Raw genomic sequence first — 18,223 nt, 5'->3', positions numbered from 1 at the left:
CTGTGCGCGGCGTTCAGGCTGTAGAAAAACTCTTAAAACCTAGTGGATTTTGATAAAATCTGCGGGCCCGGTTTCGAGATCCCGTCATGCCTAACTTCAAGCCCTATAATTACAGCCAGGACACAATGGTTGTAATCAATTTCGAAGATCAATTGCAGCCGAATACCTTCGAGTACACGCTGCATCACCTGATCGAAAACCGTATCAATCTTTCCGCTTTCTACGATAAGTATAAGAATGAAGGTGGTGGTCGGTCTGCATATGATCCGGCTATTCTCTTGAAGATTATCCTGTTCGCTTACTCCAAAGGCATCACGTCCAGCCGGGAGATCCAATGGCAGTGTGAGCATAATATACTGCTCAAAGCTCTGTCCTGTGACAGCGTGCCGCACTTCACCAGTATTGCCAGCTTTATGAGTAGTTATCCCGATGCCATACAGTCTGTCTTCGAGCAGGTGCTGATGGTTTGCGACCAGGAAGGTCTTTTGGGTAATGAACTCTTTGCCATTGATGGCTGCAAGATGTCGTCGAATGCCAGCAAGTCACACTCTGGAACTTTTAAAGAGCTCGAGGAAAAGCAGGCAAAGATCCGCAAGAAGATCCGTCATTGTCTATCGGAACATAAGAAGCTGGATGGAAGGAAGCCCGCCGAACGGGAGCGGAAGCAGCGTCTGGAGCAGGCGAATAAAACCTTGGAGAAGCACTTTGAAAAGATTGACAACTTCCTAAAGACGCAAGCCCCAAGAATGGGGCAGGGTAAGAAGCCGAAAGAAGTCAAAAGTAACATCACCGACAACGAGTCGGCCAAGATGACCACCAGCAAAGGTACCATCCAGGGGTACAACGGTGTCGCGGCGGTGGACAAGAAACACCAGATTATTGTCGAGGCGCAGGCCTTTGGTGAGGGGCAGGAAACCCACACATTAAAGCCAATTCTCGATGGTATTAATACGCGCTACCGGAATGCCGGCATCGCCGAGGACATTCTTGCGGAGCAGGTGATTGTCACCGCGGATACCGGGTTTTCCAGTGAGGACAATAATGCGTTTCTGAGAGGCGAAGGTATCAACGCTTACATCCCCGATAACCAGTTCCGCTCCCGCGACAAGGCGTTTGCCAAGCAAAAAAAGAAACATGGCAAGCGTCATCGAGATACCGTAAAGGGTGTTAAGCAGGTGATTCCTGCGAGCGAGTTCAAGCTTAATAAAAGAAGCAAGACCTGTATCTGCCCCGCTGGCAATGAAATGTTGCTCTATCGAGAAGCGCACGTCAGTGCAGGAAAGCGAAAGCTCTTCTTTGAAGGTCGGCTGACGGATTGTCGCCACTGCCCAATTAAACATCAGTGCATGCGTAACCCGGCTTCGGCCGATACCCGAGACGGCCACGGCCGACAGGTGTCCTTTACCTGGACCAATGGCAAAACCGCAATGGACTGGATGAAGAAGCGGATCGATAGCCTGGAAGGGAAAACGATTTACAGTCATCGCATGTCGGTGGTGGAGCCAGTCTTTGGCAATATCGGTACCAACAAGCGATTAAATCGCTTCTCGTTGCGTGGCAAACGCAAGGTGCAGGGGCAATGGCAGATGTTTTGTCTGGTGCACAACATCGAGAAGTTGATGAATTACGGCGCTATCCACTGATTAGCAGGGTTATCCACACTTGTGTCACCGAAATATGCGAAAAATACACACAAGCGTGATTATGTTAAAGATGTGTGATTGAATTGTGATCAAGAAATGTCAATTGAAAGCAGCCAAGAGAGAGCGATTGTGAGAGTCGTTTTTCTACAGGCTCGTTAAATGCCGGTAATAGCAAAATCCAGAGCGGCTAAAATTTCTGTTCGAAAATGCTCAAGTGTACCGACTGGGTTTCTTAGTCTATTCGTTGGCATAGCGGCAATCTGTGGAGTGAGTAGGATTAGCTCGTCACCCTCATACTCAATTACGGGGGTAAGTTTCCCAAGATTTTCATTTTTAAAATATTGCAACCGGCCGAGAGGGAGCACGATCCTTGTTCCTATATCAGAAATGTACTCGTGCTGAATATCTAGAATAAAGGGAAAAGTCTTCTGAGTTGTCTTGCTGGGATTTTTATATACGTCGAACTGCGGCATCAGAAATTCCTAAACTCATCGCTGAAGCAACCATGTTCTTCAACAAATTCGTTGTAGGCCTTAATTCCGGCTTTATGCTCATCTTTCCATTTTTGAGCCTCTCGCTTTGCGAGCTCCTGGCTTAGCGCTTGCTCCAAAGTCGCGGATAAATTAATGTGCATTGATCTAGATTTGACCAACAAGTCACTATTTATGCTGAGATTTGTTGCCTTCTTGGGGGCATTTACGTCAAAAAGAGTGGTCATAGTGGCGCTCCAAGTTATGCGCATAATAGTGCGCATTCCATGCTAGGCCGGTTCTGGTCGGAAATCAACCACTGGTGGGCAACTCAAGGTCCGGAGGCATTTAACAAGCGCTGCCGCAGAAAATTTAATCGCTGTCGCGCTGCTTATGAGCGTTTGAGTGAGCGTGGTATTGAACTCACACAGGAGCCCATAGAACGGCATGGCGCGGTAGCCGTTGGCTTTTGAGATCCCTCGGAAAACAGTGGCGTCGACCCACGCTGCTTTGGCTTTCTGTTGTATCGAATATTTGGCTTCACTGGACATCAAAACATGAATAAGTTTGTAGCTATATTTTTTGCCGTTCTTTCTACTCCGTGCTTTTCCGCAGATTGGGAAGAAAGTTCTGAAGTCAATGGTCTATTTACTAGGTCCGGCGTCTCTGGAACATTCGTTCTATACGATTCCGGCTCTGGAAAATTCATAGGGCATAATCCTCAAAGATCTGAAGTGCGGTTTGTTCCAGCATCTACATTCAAAATTGCAAATAGTTTGATTGGCCTTTCTGTGGGCGCAGTAAAGGATGTCGACGACATTCTCCCCTACGGCGGGCAGAAGCAATTATTTAAAATCTGGGAAAGGGATATGGGGCTGCGTGAAGCTATTTCTATATCCAACATTCCCATCTACCAGGCGCTGGCTCGTCGTACTGGTTTAGAGCGAATGCAGGCCTATGTCACGAAGCTAGGTTTTGGGAATGAAGATATTGGTACGTCTATAGATACATTCTGGCTTGATGGGCCGCTGGAAATCAGTGCTCAAGAGCAAGCTATTTTTCTATCACGACTCGCTCAAGATCAACTTCCGGTATCAAAAGATATCCAAAAAGCTGTTCGAGATATCGTCCTGCTAGAACAAGGTGAAGGCTGGAAGCTTTACGGAAAGACAGGCTGGGAAAATGTACCAAATCCTGGCGTAGGATGGTGGGTCGGATGGGTCACAAAGGGTAACCATGTGTATTCGTTTGCCCTAAATATGGACATCAAAAACCCATCCGATGCGAAACAGCGTGTGAAGCTGGGGAAAGAAAGTCTCAAAGCTTTGGGTATTCTATAAGCGAGCTGAAACTTGAAAGTACAGATACCGATCGGATTCGACCTATGGAATTGGCCTTAAGTGGCAAGGCTGAATCCTTGAGAGAAATAGCAAGCGCGGCGCTATACGTAGCGCACGCCCCGCTGCACTGACTGATAGGAGAAGCTATGGAGTTCGTACTCGTACCTGGTGCATGGGCAGGAGGCTGGATATGGGATGAAGTTGCCAAGTCGCTGCGTGATAGAGGACACAACGTTCATCAACTCACCCTTTCGGGCCTCAATGAACAAAGCGAGACGTGCGAAATTGGCCTGAGCACGCATATTGAGGATGTTGAATCGTACATCATTAGGCATGGCCTAAAGTCGATCGTCCTTGTTGGTCACAGCTATTCTGGAATTATCGTAGGTCAAGTGTCTACTCGCGGGCGCGTATCTATCCGGCATACCATTTTTATTGAGGCCTTTTTACCTGTGTCTGACCAATCATTCCTGGAAGTGTCGGGCCTGTCCATTGATGAAGAAGAAAGAGCAATTACGGAGAATGAAGGCGCGTGGCCGGCACCCTCCCGGGCGGAGTTAGCGACGCAACCAAGGCTCAATGATGCCGACATTAACTTACTTTGCGCAAAGCAGAGGCCACATCCGGGCAAAACCGTTACCGAGGCGGTAAAGCTCGAATCTCCCCTGGTAGATATACCAGCCACATTCATTGCGCACGAGGGTTGGCTGTCTTTCTCCCGCGAGCATGACTTACTTGCTACCTTGAAATCCAGTGGATCTTGGCGATTTAAGAATATTGAGGGTGGGCATTGGCCGATGCTTACCATTCCCCAAAAGCTAGCAGAGCTAATGCACACATGTGTGGCTTGATGGCAGAAGCGACCTTACGGTGTACTTTGCAGAGCTACAAATGAGTTTACTAACTATTTAACGTCAACAGTGACAGGATAAAATTGAAACGCGTGAATCCACGTGGACAGTGAGCTCAGTAAGATTCCACATCGCAGATAAATTCATCGATACTTGGCGGTACATATGACTGTAAAAAGAATGGACAATGTGGCAATTGTGGTCGAAGACCTAGACGCCAGTATTGAGTTTTTTAGTGCCATTGGTCTTTCACTGGAAGGCCGTATGGTTGTAGAAGGCGACTGGTCTGGCCGAGTAACCGGTGTACGAGGTCAGCGAGTTGAAGTTGCTATGATGAAAACCCCAGACGATATCAGTCGAATTGAGCTAACACGTTTTGATTTCCCTGCTATCGTGTCTGACCATCGTACAGCTCCGGTAAACTCTTTAGGGTATATGCGTGTTATGTTTACCGTTGAAGATATAGAGGACACCGTGACCAGTCTTCGTCCACTTGGTGCCACAGTGGTTGATGAAATTGTCGATTACCAGGGGATCTATCGACTCTGCTACATACGGGGCCCAGAAGGAATTCTCATTGGCTTAGCACAAGAGCTTGGGTGAAAGCAGCCACTGACAAAGCAAAAGCAAAAGCATGCCATCTGAATCATTGGTAGTTTTCTTCGCTCACTTCAATGACATTTAGATTTATTCGCTCCTACGCAGGCCATACGACAGATGCTGACGAACATGGATAGCTGCCCGATTTGTAGAAATAGCGTCACCACCCGCCCCAAAGAATGGAGTGGTGGCCGCATGTTCGTCGGATGCCCAAAGTGTGGAGCTTACGAAATCTCTCCGGATCTATTTGAAGAACTTTCAACTTTGCCAGAGTCCGACTGGCGGATCCAAACGCTGAGTTCGGAGATTGAGCACACCGCTGAACCTAGAATGATCTGCAAGCCATCCAACAATATACCCCAGTTTTTCACTGTCGGTGCCGACAAACCAAGCAAACTCGGAAAAAGCTTTCTTAGAGCCAAGGCTGAAGGAAGGGTGATAACTGTTGGCACAATTGTTCGCCAAGACAGCGCGGACGATAAACCTGAAAAGTAGAAAATTGAGCGAGAACGATTTTACCACCTGATTTTTATAGAATGTGCTGACAGACTCACCAAGCATAGACGGCGACAAAAGATAATCCGGCATTCGAACTCACACTGGGGAAAGCCATGGAACGCAGCTACCAAGAGCGCCTGAAAAAGATCTTTTCACATCTCACACCTTTTGATCAGGTCGACCTGGAGCAGGCCTATCCGTATTTCACATTTCATACCTTCGCACCAAAGGATTATATTTTTTCTTGTGGAGACATCGTCCAAGACGTCCATTTCATGATGGAAGGAATAGGAAGGTACTGTTACATCGACAAAGAAGGCAATGAGCGAAACAAGTCTCTGGTTAGGGTAGGAGGCGCATTTTCCAGTGTTAGCTCTCTGGTAGAGGGAAAGCCCAGCCCTTTCTTTGCGCAAGCAATTACACAATGCACGACCGGATCAATACAGTACGAGCATTTAATCGAACTTTCAAAAAACAGTAGAAACTGGAGCGATTTTCTACGAAGAAGTTTAGAGCGTTTAATCTTGAAGAAGGAAAAGCGAGAGGCCGATTTCTTATTGCTTAATGCAAAAGAGCGGTACGAGCGCTTCCTGGTCGAATTTGGTAATGAAAGCAAACGTATACCACTCCGCCATGTCGCGATGTACATCGGTGTAACGGATGTTACTTTGTCGCGTATACGGAGAGAGATGGGCTTAACATAGGTTAAGGCCGCTACCGTGATAGCTCGGTATAGTCATGCAACACTTTACTGGGGATATGTCATGCGGATAGTACTGCCACCGACTCTGTTTGTGCTTTTTATCATCATCATGGGAGCAGCATGGTGGCAGATAGAGCCTTCCTACTCCCTTGCATTCCCATACAACCTGATAGGCTTACTTTTTATTGCCTCCGGCCTGATACTAGCTTCCTCTGGAAAAGCACTGTTCAGAAAACTGGACACTAACATCATGACATTTGACGAGCCTGACAAGCTCGTAACAGAAGGGGCGTTCAAGTACACAAGAAACCCTATGTATCTAGGCCTTGTTGGAGCCATGCTCGGATTCTCTTTGTTGGTGGGCGCAACGATTCTATCTATGGTGCTAACCGTTTTATTTTTTCTCATTATTGACCGCTGGTATATAGCGTTCGAAGAAAGGGTAATGATGAGAAAATTTGGAAAAGATTACGAAACCTACTGTCGCAAAGTTCGCCGATGGATTTGATTCCAGTCAATCGCAAAGCTCTACTGGAGCCACCGATTTTGTTGTATCTTACATACTTACCCGGAAAATAATTCAATCATCCTTCGTGGTTATTATAATTTTATGAGAAAACGGCAATATATCTGCGCTTTCATATTCTCCCTGTTTAGTTCTCTCTCATACGCCGACAACCTTACCGGTGCCTGGGAGTTGGTTTCCGGGAGCTATGTAGACAACAAGGGGACTCTGCTCGATTATCAGGAGCTCGACTTTAAGGCGTTGAAGATCATCAGCAATCGTCATTTTAGCTTTACGTCGATGAAAGGCGGCAAGTTCTGGGCATCAGGTACCGGGACTTATGAGGTCGCCGATGGGAAGTATACGGAAACACTCCACTTCAATTCTTTTGGCGAGCAGTCTGGTGCAAAATTTGTGTTTACCACCAGAGTTGAAGATGAATACTGGTATAACGAGCGCTGGAAAGATGGCGAGCGCGTTGAATATGAGGTTTGGCGCCGCGTCGAGTAGGCCGGGTCGGGTCACTCTCATAAACTACCGAGTGCAGATTAGCGGCCTCGATTCTTGTTTTCCGTACCCGGTCTTTGAGCGAGAAATATCGCATGGCGAGCGCCCTTCCCCGGTCGCTCGCGCACTGTTTTCACTTCCACCTGAAAGCCAGCCTTCTTCAACCGACTGGCGTATACCGTGTCCGGTGACGCCGACCATACGGCGAGCATACCTCCCGGCTTCAGGCATTTATGGATACTGCTAGTGCCTTCAATGGAATACAGCCAGTTGTTGTCGCTGTGCGTTAGCCCCTCGGGGCCGTTATCGACGTCCAGCAGCACGGCATCATATTCATCGCTTCGATCTACCAGCAGCTCGCCCACATCGCCGATGTGTACGGCGACCCGGCTATCATCCAGAGGTCGCCCGGCACACTCGCCCAGTGGGCCACGGTTCCACTCCACTACCTCGGGGATAAGGTCGGCGACAATCACTTGTGCCGACGCATGCACGGCTTCCAATGCGGAAGCCAGCGTATAGCCCATCCCCATACCACCGACCAACACCCGGGCATCCTTACGATTTTGCAGATGCGCGCAGCCCAACACAGATAGCTGCTGCTCACTGTGGAACCTGCGACTGTTCATCAGCTCGCCACGAGGGCCAGACAGGGAGATGGAGAACTCTTGGTCGCGCTTTCGTAGGGTCAGCGTACCGCCATCATTGGGAATTTCTGCAGTACCGAGTTGAATCCAGGGTTTCATAGTGGGGTTCGCTCGTGAGGATGGAGACGGCGCGAACTCTAACACACGCTGCCGGTACACACTGGCAACGCTATAGCGAAACGGGGACTTTTACCAATAGAAAACGTGTGTCGCAATCACCAGCTCGAAACGAAGGCCGGTTTCCCTTCAAGAGTATATATAGGTTCCCCGCCCACCCCGATTCTTTCCAATGCCTCGCACCGAAGCTGCTAAGTTTTAAAGCTGTGATCTAAAAAACGAAAAACAGGATTTGGAGCCGGAGGGGCTCCTGGTCCGGAGCAAAGGAATGCGAGCTTTTCTGGGCGCACTCTATTTGGCGGCAATGGCGCCGCTTAGTGCATTTGCGAACAATGAAGCGCCACTGCCAGCGAAGGCGGAGGCGTTACTCGAAGAGGGTCGGGCTGCCTTTCGAGAGGGCGACCGTTACACCGCGCTTCGCCTGATTGGTGAGGCGCGGCTAATTGCGCCTGATAATCCCCATATTCGCCGCGCACAGGCGGATATTGTGATGGAGCTGAATGCGCCATTTGCTGCAGAGCGCGCTCGGGGCTCCAGCGATCCCGGTATCGATGCGCGCCAGGCGGCGCTACTAGTGCGCTGGGGGGAGCAGGTCAATACTCGGGGACCGGCGCATCAGTTCGATGGGACTGATCGCGCAATCGTCGAGCTGCGCGCGCAGTTGCAGCGCGCCGAAAACAGCCAACCCGTCGACCAGGGGCTGGTGACCCGGCTGCGACGGGACCTGGTTATCGCTCTGCGGGACCGGGGCTGGTGGCAGCAGACACTAGACGAAATCGCCCGTCTCGAACAGCACGGCGACGAACTTCCACTCTATGTCCTGCAGGCAAAGGCCGATGCGTTGCTGGCTGTGCGGCTGCCGCTGCGCGCCATTCCCCTGTACCAGACCGTGATTGCCGAAGGTGGATACAACCGCGATGCCCGTGTGGGACTCTTTTACGCTCAGCTTGAGGCGGAACAATTGGACGCCGCACTGGCAACGGCGGACGCGCTCGCGGCGGAGGGCAGCGCCTGGCGAAAGGTGGGCATTGATAGCCGCCCCTCACCCAACGACGAATGGCTGAGTAATCAGACTCTCGCCGCACAAGCGCGTCGTCTGGTTGCCATGCCGAAAGCCAGCTGGCAGCGATTGCAGCCTCTTGTAGAAGCCGCGCCGGCCAATGCCTGGCTGCGCGCAGAATGGGGCGAAATGGCAGCGGCACGGGAATGGCCAAGGCGTGCGCATCAGGAGCTTCTGATCGCACGCAGCCTGTCTCCAGAGGCGACCGACATCCGTATATCGACCGCAGACTCGCTGCTGCGTAGACGCCATTGGCGTGTCGCGGAACAGGAGATCACCGCGCTCGCCGAGATCGCACCGGGCAATGGCCAGGTGCGGCGGTTGCAGCGGGACCTGGCCAATTATCATAAGGCCGAACTGCACCTGGAATTACGGCCGTCAAAAACCCAAGGCGGCGGTCCCGATGCAGAGGGCGGCGGGCTTGATGGTACTCTCCAGATATACACCCCACCGCTGGCTGAGCGCTACCGCCTGTTTGCCGCCGATATCCGCACCAGTTCGACCCCCGAAGGGCGCTCACTCACAAGTAATGCCATTGGTGCAGGTATTGAAGGGCGCTGGCCAGACCTGACCGTTACCCTGGCGGGCTGGAACCACAGTGGCGAACTGGATGGTGGCGGCGCCAGCCTCCTTGCCGAGTGGCAGCCTACGGACCACTGGAGTTTCTCGGCAGATCTACAACGCTATTCAGAAATGACACCACTGCGCGCTCAGGAGGCGGGTATTCGCGCGGACTCCGCGAGCTTGGGGACCACCTATACCTTTAGCGAGGCGGGCAGTATTTCGGTAAACGCTGCCATTGCGGATTTTACCGATGGCAATAACCGCCAGCAGTGGATTGTGAGCGGCATGTCCAAGGTGCATGACGGCCATTCCCTGGATATCTATTTACGCCCTACCTTTTATACGTCGAACAACAGTCTGCTGGGGGCACCCTACTTCAACCCGGAAGAAGACTATTCAGTGTCACTATCCACTGCGATTCAACACCGTCTGTGGCGCTGGTACGACGCGGATCTGGTGCAACAGTTTTTTGTCGAGCTGGGTAGCTACTGGCAGGAAAATTACTCATCCGGCCCTATTGGCACCCTGCGCTATAGCCAGTACTGGCAACCCTCATCACGCACCTGGCTGCATTATGGTATCGAGCGGTCGATGCGGCGTTATGACGGCGAAAATGAATATTCCTGGGGGCTGTTTCTCGATTACAGCCAGAGGTTCTGATCATGCACTACTGGCCAAGTTTGCTGCTCGGAATCGTTTTTTCATTTATGGCGCTCTGCAGTTCCGTTCACGCTGATCCCGCGGAACCCGGCGTGTTCTACAGTGTGGCGCTGCACGATATTGCCGATACGGAAGATCAGTTGGACGACTCGGGGATCACCAGTGATCGGCTGGCGGCTTTTTTCGAATGGCTTGCCGGTAACGACTGGACGCCCATCAGCCTCGACGATATTGCCCGCGCGCAGCGCGGGGAAGCGCCACTGCCGGACAATGCCATTTTGCTGACTGTAGACGACGGCCGCCGCAGTACCTTTTCCCGCGTCTACCCACTTGCCCTGACTTATCGCTACCCGGTGGTAGCGGCCGTTGTAGGGCAGTGGATGGATACGCCTGCGGGGGGGACGGTGACTTACGGGCGCCAGCAGTTGCCGCGCAGCGCGTTTATCACCTGGGATGAGGCGCGGCAAATGCAGGCATCGGGGTTGATCGAGTTTGCCTCGCACACGTTTAACCTGCACCGGGAAGAGATTGGCAATCCGCAGGGGAACGGCTTGCCCGCCGCGGTCACCCGCCAGTATGACCCGACACGCGGGTACGAAAACGAGACGGAATATCGGGCCCGTATCCGCCGCGACCTACAGCGCGCCCGCGACGGAATACAAAAACAATTGGGCCGTGCGCCCCGAGCACTGGTATGGCCCTACGGACGCTATAACCAGACAACTCTGGAGATCGCCCGATCGGCAGGTTTTGACTTTTCACTGACGCTGGATCCGGAGCCTGCTCAACTTACCTTGCCGTCGTCATCCATTCCCATGCAGGTCGCCCGTTATCTGCCTACGGAAAATCCGTCCCTCGGGGAGTGGGTTTCGGCGATGCAATTTATCGACCCATGGACTAAAACCCGGCGTATCGTGCCTGTCGATCCTTCAGCCTTTGCCAGCGACAGTGCGGAGGTGACAAATCTGCGACTGGGTGCAGCACTGGAGAATCTGCAGACCCTGGGTACCACCAGTGTTCTGGTTGATACCCTGGTGGAAGACAACAACGGCGACATTACCGCAAGTTGGTTTCCTACCCGCACCTTGCCTATGCAACAGGATCTGCTATCGCGGCTGGCAGCACAGATGCGTGCTCGCGCAGGTACGCGGGTGATTATCCGCTTTCCCCATCGGCAGGCGCTGCGCACCCTCGGTTCTACCCGGGCGGTGGAACAACTGTGCCAGGACCTGGGGCGATATGTCCCCCTCGATGGACTGTTACTCAACGATGTGCCCCGCCTGGCCGAACAACCGGCCGAAACCACAGATACACCATGGCAAATGCGGGCAAAACGTCGACACAAAGACTACAGTGATTGGCCCTTGGCCGATCAATTGGCAATGCGCTGCTTTGCTCTTATAGAGCACGAGCGCCCCGGGCTTCAGCTGTTCTGGCGCGCGCCACAGTACTACCCGCTGATGCGCGGCGCAGCGCTTGCGGATATCACACTGGTACCCGGCCCAACCAGTAACCCCATTCCGTTGAGCGAAGACGAGCGCGACCCGGCTCCTCCCTATGGGCTTTCGCCCTATCAGCGCATTGCACACCGTACAGGATTGTGGGGCTACACTGGCGACAGTGCGAATGCGGCGGAAATCCGCGATGCGATTCTGCAGTATCAGAGTTTCGGCGGCACAACCTTTGGCTGGGACCCACAGGACCTTATCAACGATCGCCCCCCGGTAACTTCGCTGTCCCCCACCAACTCCGCCCGGACATTCCCTGCGCAGGGTACCGTTACGGATCCCCCCGCCTCTGCCAAACAATCCGGGGAGAAAACACCGTGAACTGGACCTATGTAGAACAGGCCCTGGCCATTTTCTGTTTCGGTTACCCGTTTGTCATGGCCTACTACTGGATAACCGGTGCGGTGCTGTTTTTCATCGTGCGCGAACGGCATCAACCGCAGCTTGATTCCCCTCCCGAGCTGACCACCTACCCGGGGGTTTCCATTCTGGTGCCCTGCTATAACGAGGGCACTCAAGTCCGGGAAACCATTGAAAATCTGAGTCGTATTACGTACCCGAATTTCGAAGTCATTGCAGTTAATGATGGCTCCGTGGATGAAACCGGGCAAATATTGGATGACCTTTGCGAAGCTAACTCGCGCCTGTCGGTCATTCATCTTGCCAGCAACCAGGGCAAATCCTGTGCGCTCAATACTGGGGCTCTGGCTGCGCGATATCAAATCCTGGTGTGTATCGACGGCGATGCACTACTGGATCGCAATGCCCTGCACTGGATAGTGCGGCAGTTTCAGGTCAGCCCTCGGATCGGCGGTATCGCGGGCAATCCGCGCATTCGCAACCGCAGCAGTATTGTGGGGCTACTGCAGGTGGGGGAGTTCTCCGGCATGGTGGGCCTGATCCGCCGGGCACAGAATATTTACGGCAGCTTTTTTACAGTGTCCGGCGCGGTGTGCGCCTTCCGTAAGCGCGCCCTGCAGGAGGCGGGCTGGTGGAATACACACGCCCTGACGGACGATGTGGATATGACCTGGCGTGTTCAGATGGCGGGCTGGAATGTCGAATTTGTACCCAAGGCTCTCGCGTGGATACTGACCCCGGAAACATTTCGCGGCCTGTGGCGACAGCGGGTGCGCTGGAGCGAAGGGGGAACCACAGTCATCCTCCGATATTTCCCTCAGCTTTTCTCGCGCAAAGGGCTGCGTATGTGGCCTATCTGGATCAACTATGTGCTCTCGATACTCTGGTCTTACACCATACTTCTGTTTATGGGTGTCGGGCTACTGCATCAGCTGGGAATTTCGTTTGGACTGGGTTTTAACAGCTTGGGGTTCCTGCCTGACAAGTGGGGGATGACCCTTGCACTGACCTACCTCTTGCAGGCGCTGATCGCCGCATTGCTCGACCGGAGAGTTGAACCGGATATATTCCGCAGCCTTTACTGGATTATCTGGTACCCACTGATTTTCTGGGTTGTACAGGCGCTGACCGCAATCGTCGGTTTACCTCGCAGCATTCTCTACTTGCGACATCAAACCGGTACCTGGACAAGCCCCGACAGGGGATTCCGATGAATCCAGTCTGGCCGCCGATTATTGACCGGGCAAAGGTTCCCAGGTGGTGCCGTTTGCGCGATGGTGCTCTCACCTTTCTGGCGTGGGCCCTGATGATCTGGTTGCTGCAACCAGTGCTGACTATCGCCTGGCACGCTACCGAAGTGGCGCTTGGCCTGCGCGACGCTCTCCCGCCGGTTCACGCGAAACTTTTTTTCCAGGAACTGCTGCCATTCTTCAAATTGATCGTATTGTTTTCTCTATCACTTTCCGTTCTTGCGATCAGCCGCCGCGAATACCTGAAGTCGGTTGCCGATGCCAGAAACCCACCCTCACCGCTCCCCCCGGAATCCCAGGCGCGCAGGTTTTCCGTGCACCCCGCGGAGATGGCAAAGCTGCAGACACAACGCATTTCTCTGGTACACATCGACCGGGGCACCATCACCAAAATAGAAAGCCCCGAGCGGCTGCCCGGGGCTTCAGGAAAAGACCGCTAGCCCAGTGCCCTGTGAGCAGGCACGGGACAATGCTGTTTAGTGCAACACGATGACTTCGTTGGCATCCAGATTCAGAACCGCGGAGCCACCACTCACACTCACCGAATCACTGCCCACCAGGCTGCTGTACTGCCCGTCGGCCAGTGCCAGATTGCTCACGTTGATGGAGGTGCTGCCACCGCGGTTAACGGCCACCATTACCGCGTCGCTACCCTGGATCCGCTCGAACACCAGAATGTCCTGATTCACCCAGCGCTCGTTGTAACTGCCGGAAGCGAGTGCCGGGCTCTGGGCGCGCAGGTTGGCCAGGGCGCTGATCAGCTGGAACGCCTGCGTGGTTTCGCTGAAGGAGGGCATACCCTCGCGGTTGTAGGGATCGTGACCGACCTGACCATCGCCATTGGCGGCAAACCAGGTGCTGTTCTGTTCGCTGCCGTAATAGATGGTGGGAATGCCCGGCAGGGTCATCACCAGGGCCATCCCCAGGTTCTGGCGTGCATCGGCGAGCGCCTTGCTGAACCCTTTACCGGTGCGGCCGTTATCAACCGGGCCGGTAGTCTGCAGGAACACACTGGTGCGCGTCGCGTCGTGGTTGTCGAGGAAGATGGGCTGCCAGCTTTCCCGATTGCCCATGGCCCCCGCGCGCGACTCGATGTGCGTGTTCAGCTGGGTCATGGTGATATCGCCGGCAATGGCCGCTTCGATGTTGTTGCGCAGCTGGAAGTCCAACAGCTCGGAGCCGCGGTTCTCATTGAGGAAGGTCATCGACAGGCTTTCACCGGCACCGGCGCCGTACCACTCTCCGAAGATATACACATTCGGGTCGACCGCGCGTACGGCCTGACTGAAGCGATTGATGAAGTTGGGCTCAATATGCTTGATGGCATCGATACGGAAGGCATCCACGCCGTGACTCATCCACTTGATCGCAGCATCAATCAGGTACTGATCTGCCGCGCTATTGCTGTTAAACCCGTGGTTGAAGTCGGTGAGGTTGAACAGGGTCTTGTTGGTGAAAGACCAGGGGTCGTCCCATTCGCCACCACAGGTGGTGGATGGGTCACTGTCACCGCAGTCGGCGATAGCGCCGTTGTGGTGATACCAGGTACCGTTATCCTGATTCACATCGGTGATAAAAGTGCCCTCTTTATAGAGTGCGCCAAACTCGTACTGATCGTCCTGGTTGGAGTGGTTGAGGGCGATATCCAGCACGAGCTTCATACCGCGCGCTTCCATTTCCGCATCCAGCTGATCCACCAGCGCCCAGTCCCCCAGGTGCTCGTCCACTTCGTAGAAGTCGCGCCCCCAGTAGCCGTGGTAGGCCCCATCCGATCCTGAATTGTCGATATTGTCGTTCAGCGGAGTGACCCAGATAGCGGTAACGCCGAGCGCTTCCAGATAGTCGAGCTTGTCGATCAGGCCCTGAATGTCGCCCCCCCAGTATTTTTTCCACTCGGACAGGCCGCCGGCGGATTTGGTGCTGGAGGTTGCGGCCGGATTGTTGCCGTTGTCGTTACTGGGGTCGCCATTGGCGAAGCGGTCCACAAATACGAAGTACATGCTGCGGTTGCGGAAATCGCTCAGTACCGGCTGCTCCACTTCGCAGCCATCGGCATCCACAGTGGCACCAGCAGGGGTGTTGGGGCAAAGGTCTGCGCCGTCCGGCACGCCGTCGCCATCGCTATCCTGGGGAGCTGTGCCACAGTTTTCGTCGAGATCCACGGTGATGCTCACAAGGCTGTTGCTCTCGCCATTGGCGACAATATGGGTCCAGCCACTGGCGGTGGCATCTTGTGCGGGGAACTGACTCCCGGCCCAGCTGCCGCTGGGATCGATTTTGAAGCGCGGGCCACCGTTGCCGTCACCGCTAGTGAAGTTGCGACAGGCTTCGTATTCATCGCTGTCACCGATCCGCGTAAGCAGGTCACCGGCGGCCCAGCCATTGTGCGTCCCGCGCAGGTGCAGGGTGGCTGCGGGGGTTACCGGGTCGTCCGCCGGAATAATGTGATAGTCGTGGGTATCGGTGTAGAACTTGATGTCCCAGGTGCCGGCAGCGACCGGAATGTTATTGCCGTTCAACTGCCCATTGGCACCATAGTTTTCACTCCAGTCTCCCCAGCGGTCGAATTTGATCTCGCCGGCGGTGGTGAAGACCACATCGTCGGCGAGCATGGTGTTGCTGCCGACATCCTGCATCTGATCCGCTTGCCAGTGGTTGTGGGTGCCGCGCAGGAACCATTCTGCCTGCGCCATAGAACTCGTACCCAGCAGCAGTGCCGCCAGGGCCAGGTAACTCTTGTTCATATTCATCATCTCGGTTGATTATTTTTCTTAAAGGTGTGCCCGGCGAACTTTCTACTGCAGATCCGCGCTACTGCGGGCTCCTGTACATACTGCCGAACTGGCGCTGCGGTACCTCCTCCCCGGGTGGGGCGTGGTGAAATTGCGCGCCAGCCCCACGAAAGGGGAGCCCCGGCGACTCCCCCCGCCGGGAGGGGGATAACAGGGGGGTGCAGAGTGGGCACAATGGTGAAAAAAAGTGCGAACAGTCCCCGGATTAGCGTCCCTTGGGATAGAGCGCCCAGACCAATAACAGGTGACCGCGATGATGATGGATACTCCCCGCCGCCCTCGGGCACGACTGTCCGCCCCGCTGTTTTCGGCGCTGATGGCACTGACCATGGGGGCGAATGCCTCCGACCAGCCCGCGGTTGAACGGGTGGAACCACCCTTCTGGTGGACGCAGATGGCGGAGCCCAACCTGCAGCTGATGCTGTATGGCGACGCTATTGCAGACGCCGCAGTCACCATCGACTACCCCGGCGTTACCCTGAGCGGTACCGAGCGGGAGCAGAACCCCAATTACCTGTTTATCAATCTGGCGATCAGCGACGACGCCAGGCCCGGCACCCTGCCGATCAAACTGCACAACGGCGACAATCCGATCACCGTTGAATACACCCTGAAACAGCGCCGCGTCGGCTCCGCCGAGCGCCAGGGCTTCGACAGCAGTGACACCATCTACCTGATCACCCCGGACCGATTCGCCAATGGCGACCCCGCCAATGACCGCGCCCCGGATATGCTGGAAGGGCCGGACCGCAGCGCCCCCGGTGGCCGTCACGGCGGCGATATCGCCGGTATGCAGGCGCACCTGGATTACATCGCCGATATGGGCTTTACCCAGATCTGGCCCAACCCGCTGGTGGAAAATAACCAGCCGGCCTACTCCTATCACGGTTATTCCGCCACGGATCTGTACCGCATCGACCCGCGTTACGGCAGCAATGAAGACTTCCGCGGGTTTGTGGCGGCGGCAAAGCAGAAAGGGATTGGGGTGATTCAGGATATGGTGCCAAACCATATTGGCGACGGTCACTGGTGGCTGGAAGATCTGCCCGGCGATGACTGGCTCAACGGCACCGGTATCGAAAAGGGCGAATTCGAGTACACCAATCACGCCCGTACCGTACATATGGATCCCTACGCCAGTCACAAGGACCACCAGCTGTTTACCGACGGCTGGTTTGTAGACTCCATGCCGGACCCCAATCAGCGCAACCCGCGGGTGGCCAATTACCTGATCCAGAACGCCATCTGGTGGGTGGAGTACGCGGACCTCTCCGGGATTCGCGTGGATACCTATGCCTATTCCGATGCGGACTTTCTTACCCGCTGGTCCGAGCGCCTGATGCGGGAATACCCCAATTTCAATATCGTCGGCGAAGAGTGGACGCGGCAGGCGGCGCTGGTGGCCTACTGGCAGGCCGGCAATCACAACCGCAACGGCTACGTCTCCCATGTCCCCAGCATGATGGATTTCCCCCTGCTCTACGGCCTGCGTGAAGGGCTGGAAAAATCCGAAACCTGGAGCACCGGCCTGATTTCCCTGTATGAGTCACTGGCCAACGATGTGCTCTATCCCGATCCGAACAATCTGGTGATCCTCGCCGGCAACCACGATATGAGCCGGATTTACAGTCAGCTGGATGAAGACCTGGGCAAGTACCGGATGGCCATGGCCTACATCGCCACCATGCGCGGTATTCCGCAGTTCTATTACGGCGATGAGATTCTGGCGAAAAGCCCCAAGCACCGGGACGATGGCATTGTGCGCAGCGATTTTCCCGGCGGCTGGGCCGGCGACAAGGTAAACGCATTCAGCGGTAAAAACCTGAGCGCAGAACAGAAACAGGCCCAGCAGTTTGTGCGCACCCTGTTCAATTGGCGCAAGGACAAAGACGTTATCCACAACGGCAAGCTCAAGCACTTTGCCCCCATCGATGGCCTCTATGTGTATTTCCGCTATGACGACAACGACACGGTCATGGTAGCGATCAACAAGAGCGATACCGCCCGTGAGCTGCCGCTGGCGCATCTGGCAGAAATGCTGGGAACAAAATCCAAAGCAACCAACATTACCTCCGGCAAGTCCACTCCGCTGAAAGAGATGGTGATCCCTGCAGGTGATGTGGCGGTTGTTGAGGTCCACTAGCGAAA

The 18,223-nt window shown here is 54.4% G+C and carries 17 protein-coding genes; 12 read left to right on the top strand and 5 right to left on the bottom strand.

What is annotated here, in order from left to right:
* The first annotated feature begins 86 nt into the window (after positions 1-86).
* A complete protein-coding gene (locus LRR79_RS05530) occupies positions 87-1,643 on the top strand; it encodes an IS1182 family transposase (protein WP_456085665.1) in 1,557 nt (518 codons plus the stop codon).
* A gap of 155 nt (positions 1,644-1,798) precedes the next feature.
* Here LRR79_RS05530 and LRR79_RS05525 read toward each other — a convergent pair whose 3' ends face one another.
* Positions 1,799-2,116 (bottom strand): CcdB family protein, encoded by a 318-nt coding sequence (locus LRR79_RS05525; protein ID WP_231759404.1) that lies wholly within the window; start codon positions 2,114-2,116, stop codon positions 1,799-1,801.
* Positions 2,116-2,361 carry a type II toxin-antitoxin system CcdA family antitoxin gene (locus tag LRR79_RS05520; protein WP_231759403.1) on the bottom strand — a complete coding sequence of 82 codons (246 nt, stop codon included), beginning with the start codon at positions 2,359-2,361 and terminating at the stop codon, positions 2,116-2,118. The genes LRR79_RS05525 and LRR79_RS05520 overlap by 1 nt, the downstream gene beginning before the upstream one ends.
* A gap of 309 nt (positions 2,362-2,670) precedes the next feature.
* Here LRR79_RS05520 and blaOXA point away from each other — a divergent pair, with 309 nt between their 5' ends.
* The 3 genes from blaOXA to LRR79_RS05505 all read left to right on the top strand — a co-directional run bounded on the left by blaOXA (position 2,671) and on the right by LRR79_RS05505 (position 4,907).
* Positions 2,671-3,453, top strand: coding sequence for a class D beta-lactamase (gene blaOXA, locus LRR79_RS05515; RefSeq protein ID WP_231759402.1), 783 nt, complete (start codon positions 2,671-2,673; stop codon positions 3,451-3,453).
* A gap of 146 nt (positions 3,454-3,599) precedes the next feature.
* On the top strand, positions 3,600-4,304 hold the full coding sequence (locus tag LRR79_RS05510) for an alpha/beta fold hydrolase (protein ID WP_231759401.1): 705 nt from the start codon (positions 3,600-3,602) through the stop codon (positions 4,302-4,304).
* Positions 4,305-4,469: 165 nt separating this feature from the next.
* Positions 4,470-4,907, top strand: coding sequence for a VOC family protein (locus tag LRR79_RS05505; protein ID WP_231759400.1), 438 nt, complete (start codon positions 4,470-4,472; stop codon positions 4,905-4,907).
* Between the two features lie 255 nt (positions 4,908-5,162).
* On the opposite strand, the gene LRR79_RS05500 is transcribed toward LRR79_RS05505, so the two are convergent.
* Positions 5,163-5,492 carry a hypothetical protein gene (locus LRR79_RS05500; protein ID WP_231759399.1) on the bottom strand — a complete coding sequence of 110 codons (330 nt, stop codon included), beginning with the start codon at positions 5,490-5,492 and terminating at the stop codon, positions 5,163-5,165.
* A 23-nt stretch (positions 5,493-5,515) separates the two neighbouring features.
* On the opposite strand from LRR79_RS05500, the gene LRR79_RS05495 reads away from it, so the two are divergent.
* The 3 genes from LRR79_RS05495 (at position 5,516) to LRR79_RS05485 (ending at position 7,120) form a co-directional block, all read left to right on the top strand.
* A complete protein-coding gene (locus LRR79_RS05495; RefSeq protein ID WP_231759398.1) occupies positions 5,516-6,106 on the top strand; it encodes a Crp/Fnr family transcriptional regulator in 591 nt (196 codons plus the stop codon).
* A 60-nt stretch (positions 6,107-6,166) separates the two neighbouring features.
* Entirely contained in the window at positions 6,167-6,613 is a 447-nt protein-coding gene (locus tag LRR79_RS05490) for a methyltransferase family protein (protein ID WP_231759397.1), read from the top strand.
* A gap of 102 nt (positions 6,614-6,715) precedes the next feature.
* A complete protein-coding gene (locus tag LRR79_RS05485) occupies positions 6,716-7,120 on the top strand; it encodes a hypothetical protein (RefSeq protein ID WP_231759396.1) in 405 nt (134 codons plus the stop codon).
* A gap of 38 nt (positions 7,121-7,158) precedes the next feature.
* On the opposite strand, the gene LRR79_RS05480 is transcribed toward LRR79_RS05485, so the two are convergent.
* Entirely contained in the window at positions 7,159-7,863 is a 705-nt protein-coding gene (locus LRR79_RS05480) for a spermine/spermidine synthase domain-containing protein (protein WP_231759395.1), read from the bottom strand.
* Positions 7,864-8,149: 286 nt separating this feature from the next.
* Between LRR79_RS05480 and pgaA the strand changes: the two genes are divergently transcribed.
* The 4 genes from pgaA to pgaD are packed head-to-tail and all read left to right on the top strand — an operon-like array spanning position 8,150 to position 13,723.
* Positions 8,150-10,165, top strand: a complete 2,016-nt coding sequence (gene pgaA, locus LRR79_RS05475; protein WP_231759394.1) for a poly-beta-1,6 N-acetyl-D-glucosamine export porin PgaA — start codon at positions 8,150-8,152, stop codon at positions 10,163-10,165.
* 2 nt (positions 10,166-10,167) lie between these two features.
* A complete protein-coding gene (pgaB, locus tag LRR79_RS05470; RefSeq protein WP_231759393.1) occupies positions 10,168-11,994 on the top strand; it encodes a poly-beta-1,6-N-acetyl-D-glucosamine N-deacetylase PgaB in 1,827 nt (608 codons plus the stop codon).
* Entirely contained in the window at positions 11,991-13,247 is a 1,257-nt protein-coding gene (gene pgaC, locus LRR79_RS05465) for a poly-beta-1,6-N-acetyl-D-glucosamine synthase (protein ID WP_231759392.1), read from the top strand. The genes pgaB and pgaC overlap by 4 nt, the downstream gene beginning before the upstream one ends.
* Positions 13,244-13,723: a poly-beta-1,6-N-acetyl-D-glucosamine biosynthesis protein PgaD gene (gene pgaD, locus LRR79_RS05460; RefSeq protein ID WP_231759391.1), complete on the top strand. Its 480-nt coding sequence runs from the start codon at positions 13,244-13,246 to the stop codon at positions 13,721-13,723. Before pgaC ends, pgaD begins: the two co-directional genes overlap by 4 nt.
* Positions 13,724-13,759: 36 nt before the next feature.
* On the opposite strand, the gene LRR79_RS05455 is transcribed toward pgaD, so the two are convergent.
* Positions 13,760-16,027, bottom strand: a complete 2,268-nt coding sequence (locus LRR79_RS05455) for an alpha-amylase family glycosyl hydrolase (RefSeq protein WP_231759390.1) — start codon at positions 16,025-16,027, stop codon at positions 13,760-13,762.
* 301 nt (positions 16,028-16,328) lie between these two features.
* Here LRR79_RS05455 and LRR79_RS05450 point away from each other — a divergent pair, with 301 nt between their 5' ends.
* Positions 16,329-18,218 carry a glycoside hydrolase family 13 protein gene (locus tag LRR79_RS05450; protein WP_231759389.1) on the top strand — a complete coding sequence of 630 codons (1,890 nt, stop codon included), beginning with the start codon at positions 16,329-16,331 and terminating at the stop codon, positions 18,216-18,218.
* The last annotated feature ends 5 nt before the right edge of the window (positions 18,219-18,223 follow it).

Source organism: Microbulbifer elongatus (genome assembly GCF_021165935.1).
In the GTDB taxonomy this organism is placed as follows: Bacteria; Pseudomonadota; Gammaproteobacteria; order Pseudomonadales; family Cellvibrionaceae; genus Microbulbifer; species Microbulbifer elongatus.
Note: the sequence above shows the minus strand (reverse complement) of the source record. Positions and strands in the feature narration are given on the sequence as shown.